Below are 4972 nucleotides of genomic sequence, written 5' to 3' on the forward strand. Positions count from 1 at the left end.
TGTCAAACCCCTCCCCCCGCCCCTCCCGGCGGCCGCCCACCCCGCGCCCGGGGGGGCGGCCGGCCAACCGCCGGCCCCCCCCGGCGGTTCTGCTGACCGGGCGTACGTCCGGCCGCCGGCTCGATTGCGCGGAGCCGGTGACCTTCTGGCCGGTCGGATCAGGTCGGGTTCGTGGGTGGGGTGGCCGGCGGGGGTGCTGCGCCGGGCCACCGGTGCGGGTCGATGCTGCTCAGTTGAGGAAGTCGACGCGGTCGATCAGGCCTTCGCGCACCCGGTAGGCCACCAGGACGCGGACCGGCCCGTCGGCTAGCCCGTGGGCGATCTCGTGGTCCACCACCCGGTCGCCTACGACGAGCCGCCCCACGATCTCCGCCCGGCAGCGGCCTTCGGAGAACTGTCCGGCGTACTTGTCCCGCAGGGCCTGCCGGCCCTGCAGCCGGCTTCCGTCGGCCCGGTGGACCGTGACGTCCTCGGCGTAGGTGGCGACGAAGGCGTCGATGTCGTGGTTGTTGTAGGCGGCGAGCTGCTGCTCGACCACGTCGCGCGGGTCGGACATGTGCGTGATTGTTCCTTCCTGGGCGAACGGGTTCAGGCCGCGAGACGGCGGGTGGCGAGTTCGGCGTAGAGCGCGGCCCCGTCGGGGAGCACCGCGTCGTCGAACTCCGCGTAGGGCGAGTGGTTGAGCGGCAGGTCGGCGGGGTCGTCGATCCCCTTCGGGGCGGCGCCGAGCCACGCGAACGATCCCGGAACGGCGGCAAGTATCCGGGAGAAGTCCTCCGCCCCGGTCATCGGGTTCGCCATCGTCTGGAAGCGCTCCTCGCCGAAGACCTCCCGGACGGTGTCCGCCAGGAAGTCGGTCTCGGCTCCGTCGGTCACGGTCACCGGGTACTCGAAGCGGTGGTCGACCTCCGCCCGCAGACCGTGGGCGGCCGCGATGGACTCCACCAGCTCCACCACGACGTCGGCCACCTTCGACCGCGTTTCGGCGGAGAAGGTCCGCACGGTCGCCTCGAAGCGGGCGGTCTCGGGGATGATGTTGCGCTGGGTGCCGGCCCGGAGGAGCCCGACGGTGATCACCACCGGATCGAAGACGTCGAAACGGCGGGTCACCATGGTCTGCAGGGCGGTGACCATCTCGCAGGCCGCCGGGATGGGGTCCTTGGCCCGATGCGGCGCCGAGCCGTGGCCGCCCGCACCGTGGACGGTGACGTTCAGCGCGTCGGAGGCGGCCAGGATCGGACCGCGCCGGGAGCTGAACTCCCCGTGCGGCAGGGCCGATGCCACGTGCAGGGCGTACGCGGCGACCGGGAGCCTGCCCGCAGCGTCCAGCACGCCCTCGGCCAGCATGGCTCCGGCGCCGTCCCAGCCCTCCTCACCGGGTTGGAACATGAAGACCACGTCGCCACGGAGCTGCTCCCGCCGTGCCGCCAGAAGGTGTGCGGCGCCCGCGAGCATGGTGGTGTGCAGGTCGTGTCCGCAGGCGTGCATGGCGCCGTTGTCGGCGGCGAACGGCAGCGGGGCCTTCTCGGTGACCGGCAGACCGTCCATGTCGGCGCGCAACAGCACCGCCGGTCCCGGCCGTCCGCCGCGCAGCACCGCGGTGACCGAACTCAGCGAGGTGCCCAGGCTCACCTCCAGCGGCAGTCCGTCCAGGGCCCTCAGCACCCGCTCCTGGGTGCGGGGGAGGGCGAGGCCCAACTCGGGGAACCGGTGGAGGTCGTGGCGGAGCCGGACCAGGTCCGGGGCCAGACCGAGAGCATCGTCGTGCAGGGACACAGGTACCTCCATCGAGCCCGCGCGTGGCGGGAACTTGTGCAGAGCGATCTGCTCCGTGATTCTGGTTCTTTCGGCGGGAGTTTCCCGTCATTTCGCAGGATCACGCCACGAGAGGCCCTTCGATGCACGAATCCACCGGCAGTCGACGGTGACCCGCTCCGACGTGACCGCGGACGAGCTCGACCTCGCCCTGGTGAACGCGATGCAGCTGCGGCCCCGGGCCCCCTGGTCGCTGCTCGGCCAGACCCTCGGGATCAGTCCGGTCACCGCCGCCCGCCGCTGGCGCCGACTCTCGGAGGCCGGGATCGCCTGGGTCACCGCCTACGGACTGCCGCACCCCGAGGACCCCGGGTGCGTCGCCTACCTCGACCTCGACTGCGCTCCCGACCGGCTCGGCCAGATCGCCGACGACCTGGCCGAGGATCCGCACGTGATGAGCATCGACCATCTCTCCCAGGGCTGCGACCTCGTCGTCACCGCGGCCTTCACCGACCTGGCGGCGGTCTCCCGGTACACCGCCGAACGGCTCGGCCGCCTCCCCGGCGTCAACGCCGTCCGCACCCACCTGGCGACCGGCTTCTACGCCGAGGGGATCCGCTGGAGGCTGGACTCGTTGGACCACGCCCAGCGGGTGGAACTGCACGACGATCACCCGGCGGCCAACGGGCCACCACCCGCCGTACGAGCTGAAGTCCGTCGGGAAGACCGAGAGTTGCTCATCAGACTGGGCGTCGACGGCCGCCTCGACCAAGCCGAGCTGGCCGCTGCCACCGGGCTCAGCCCGTCCACGCTGCGCCGCCGCCTCGACCGGCTGGCCGCCTCCGACGCGATCCGCTTCCGCTGTGAGATCGCCGCCCGCGACGCCGGCCGACCGGTCATGACGACCTTCCGGGCGGACCTTCCCCCGGACCGGCTCGACGAGGTCGGCCCCCAGCTCGCCAGACTCCCCGAGGTCCGGCTGTGCGTGTCCGTCACCGGCGCGCACAACCTCGTCCTCTCCGTCTGGCAGCGCTCCCTCGCCGACGTCCAGCGGCTGGAGGCCGCACTCACCCGCCGGTTCCCCGACCTGCGGGTGGCAGATCGCCGGGTGTCGCTGCGTACCGTGAAACGGATGGGCCGGATCCTCGACGCGGACGGACGCGCGGTCCGCGCCGTCCCTATGGACATCTGGCGGGACCCGGTGCCGGTCCGCTGACGGTCTCGGCCGCCGCCTCGCAGGGCACTCCCGCGCTGGGGCGCACCCCCGTCGGGAGGGCCGTGACCTCGTTCGGAACGGGCCACAGGGTGCCGCGGACGGCGGGGCCCGGCCATGACCGAGGTGTCGGGGCCGCCGACGTACCTGCTGATGCCGGCCCCACCCCTGGCGTGGGAAGTCGGCCGGTCCGACGTCCCACGCCAGCCTTCTGGTCGCGACCCGGGCCCTCCGGCTACCGGAACCATCCACCCCAATGGCCGTCTTCGTAGCGGGTGTTGTACCACGTCGCGCCGTCCGTCCCCCTCGCCTTCAGCTGCAGGAAGTTGCCGTGGTAGCCGGCGAAATCGATGTCGCTCGTGACCTGGCCGCCGAGCCAGACCCGGCCGCCGAACGCCCCGTTCGGGTTGGTCCAGGTGGTCCACACCCCGCGCTCCGGCCCGACGAAGAAGATCTGTCGCGTACCGTCGTCGAAGTTGTAGACAGGGATCACCCGCCCGAAACCCCCGCCGCAGAGGAGATCGGAGCCCTCGTGGAAGGGGTCCTCGACCGAGGCGGTCGATTTGAGGCACTGCCGTAGCATGATCTGATCCGCCGAAGCCGCGCTGGCGGTGCCTGCGGGTCCGACGACCATGCCCGTCGTCGTGGCCGTCAGGGCCGCTGCCGCCGCAGCGGTCCTCCCGAGCTTCTTCATCGCCATCACTGACCTCCGGATCACCGACCTGCCCACCTGCCGGACGGCAGGCTGCGCGTGGGCCCCACCGCCGACTGCCGGCGGACGGCTGCTCTCCGACCTCCGCGGGCAGGCGCCCCTCTCCGGAAGGCTCACAGTCCAATTGGCGCAGCGTCACTGAACACCGGTGAGTAACGGCCGCGCAGCCCCGTTCGGCTGCCCCGGCGTACAACCGGGGCTGCCCGCGCCTGCGGCGACCTGCGGTCGGAGCCCCACCGGCCCCGGCTCCGCAGTACCCGTGCCCAACCAGGCCGGTTCGGCCGCCCGCGAAGCGCCCACTGCCCGGACGGGCAGCGCCGGGGTTCCCCGGCCGGCCCGCGCGCGGGGGCGACATGGTCCAGGCTCCTCGTCGGGCCGCGCGGGCCGACGAGGAGGAGGCATCGAGGCGTCCGATCACGACAGGACGGCGAACGGAGCGGCCACCGCGAGCCCGATCAGGCCGATGCGGCGGCTCCTGGTCCGGGACGTCGACCAGCTCCTGCTCGGTCAGCTCGGCCATCGCCGGGATGCCCCGCAGGTACAGCCGACGCTCCCGCCACGCCGACCGCGCCGCGAACAGCACGGCAGCACCGAACCCCGCGATCAGCCAGCCGCAGAACCACCCCAGGATCACCTGGACTACCCCGCCCTGGTCGCCCGCCGCGATCGAGAGCCCGACCGGGCACAGAAGGAACAGCACCAGCAGCTCACGCGCAGGTCCCCACCCGTGATCGGAACGATGGGTGGATGAGTAGCCGGTCACATGAGCCACAAGGCAGCTTCTAGTAGTGCTTTGTTAGGTGGTCTTGTCACGATGGGTGTTCGGTAGTTCGCTTGTTGTATGAGGGCTGGGGAGCGTGTGGCGTGTCGGGGTCGGCTGGAGGAGTTCGCCGAGGAGGTGTTCGCACCGTTGGTGCGGCGTGATCAGCGGGCCAAGGGCGGGCTGTATCTGCGGGGGCTGTTGCTGGAGGGCCGGCGCAAGTCGATGCAGCCGATGGCCGAACGGCTCGGGGTCGATCATCAGCAGTTGCAGCAGTTCATGACGTCCTCGACCTGGCCGGTCACCGATGTGCGGGCCAGGCTGGCACGGCGGGCGGTGCGGGCGGTTCGGCCCGAGGTGTGGGTGGTGGACGACACCGGGTTCCCCAAGGACGGCAAGGCCTCTGCCGGGGTGGCCCGGCAGTACTCCGGGACATTGGGGGCTTGTATTTCAATTACTGCTTGCTCTGGTGGAGTTGGTGGGATGGTGGACCATGCCTGTGCGTCCGCCCATCACCGCGTTACGGGCCAAG

5 protein-coding genes are annotated in these 4972 nt (G+C 71.7%); 2 read left to right on the top strand and 3 right to left on the bottom strand.

What is annotated here, in order from left to right; translation table 11 throughout:
* Positions 1–229: 229 nt before the first annotated feature.
* Together ACFWIC_RS40590 and ACFWIC_RS40595 are read right to left on the bottom strand one after the other, a co-directional pair.
* Complete coding sequence (locus ACFWIC_RS40590) at positions 230–556, bottom strand: nuclear transport factor 2 family protein (protein WP_380522179.1); 327 nt, start codon at positions 554–556, stop codon at positions 230–232.
* 32 nt (positions 557–588) lie between these two features.
* Positions 589–1776, bottom strand: a complete 1188-nt coding sequence (locus ACFWIC_RS40595; protein ID WP_380522182.1) for a M20 family metallopeptidase — start codon at positions 1774–1776, stop codon at positions 589–591.
* A 163-nt stretch (positions 1777–1939) separates the two neighbouring features.
* On the opposite strand from ACFWIC_RS40595, the gene ACFWIC_RS40600 reads away from it, so the two are divergent.
* Positions 1940–2971, top strand: a complete 1032-nt coding sequence (locus tag ACFWIC_RS40600) for an Lrp/AsnC family transcriptional regulator (RefSeq protein ID WP_380522184.1) — start codon at positions 1940–1942, stop codon at positions 2969–2971.
* Positions 2972–3203: 232 nt separating this feature from the next.
* On the opposite strand, the gene ACFWIC_RS40605 is transcribed toward ACFWIC_RS40600, so the two are convergent.
* A complete protein-coding gene (locus ACFWIC_RS40605; RefSeq protein ID WP_380522186.1) occupies positions 3204–3668 on the bottom strand; it encodes a hypothetical protein in 465 nt (154 codons plus the stop codon).
* A gap of 889 nt (positions 3669–4557) precedes the next feature.
* Between ACFWIC_RS40605 and ACFWIC_RS40610 the strand changes: the two genes are divergently transcribed.
* On the top strand, positions 4558–4972 hold a 415-nt coding region (locus ACFWIC_RS40610; RefSeq protein ID WP_380522188.1), incomplete at its 3' end, for a transposase.

This window comes from Kitasatospora sp. NPDC127035 (genome assembly GCF_042726075.1).
Taxonomy (GTDB): Bacteria; Actinomycetota; Actinomycetes; order Streptomycetales; family Streptomycetaceae; genus Kitasatospora.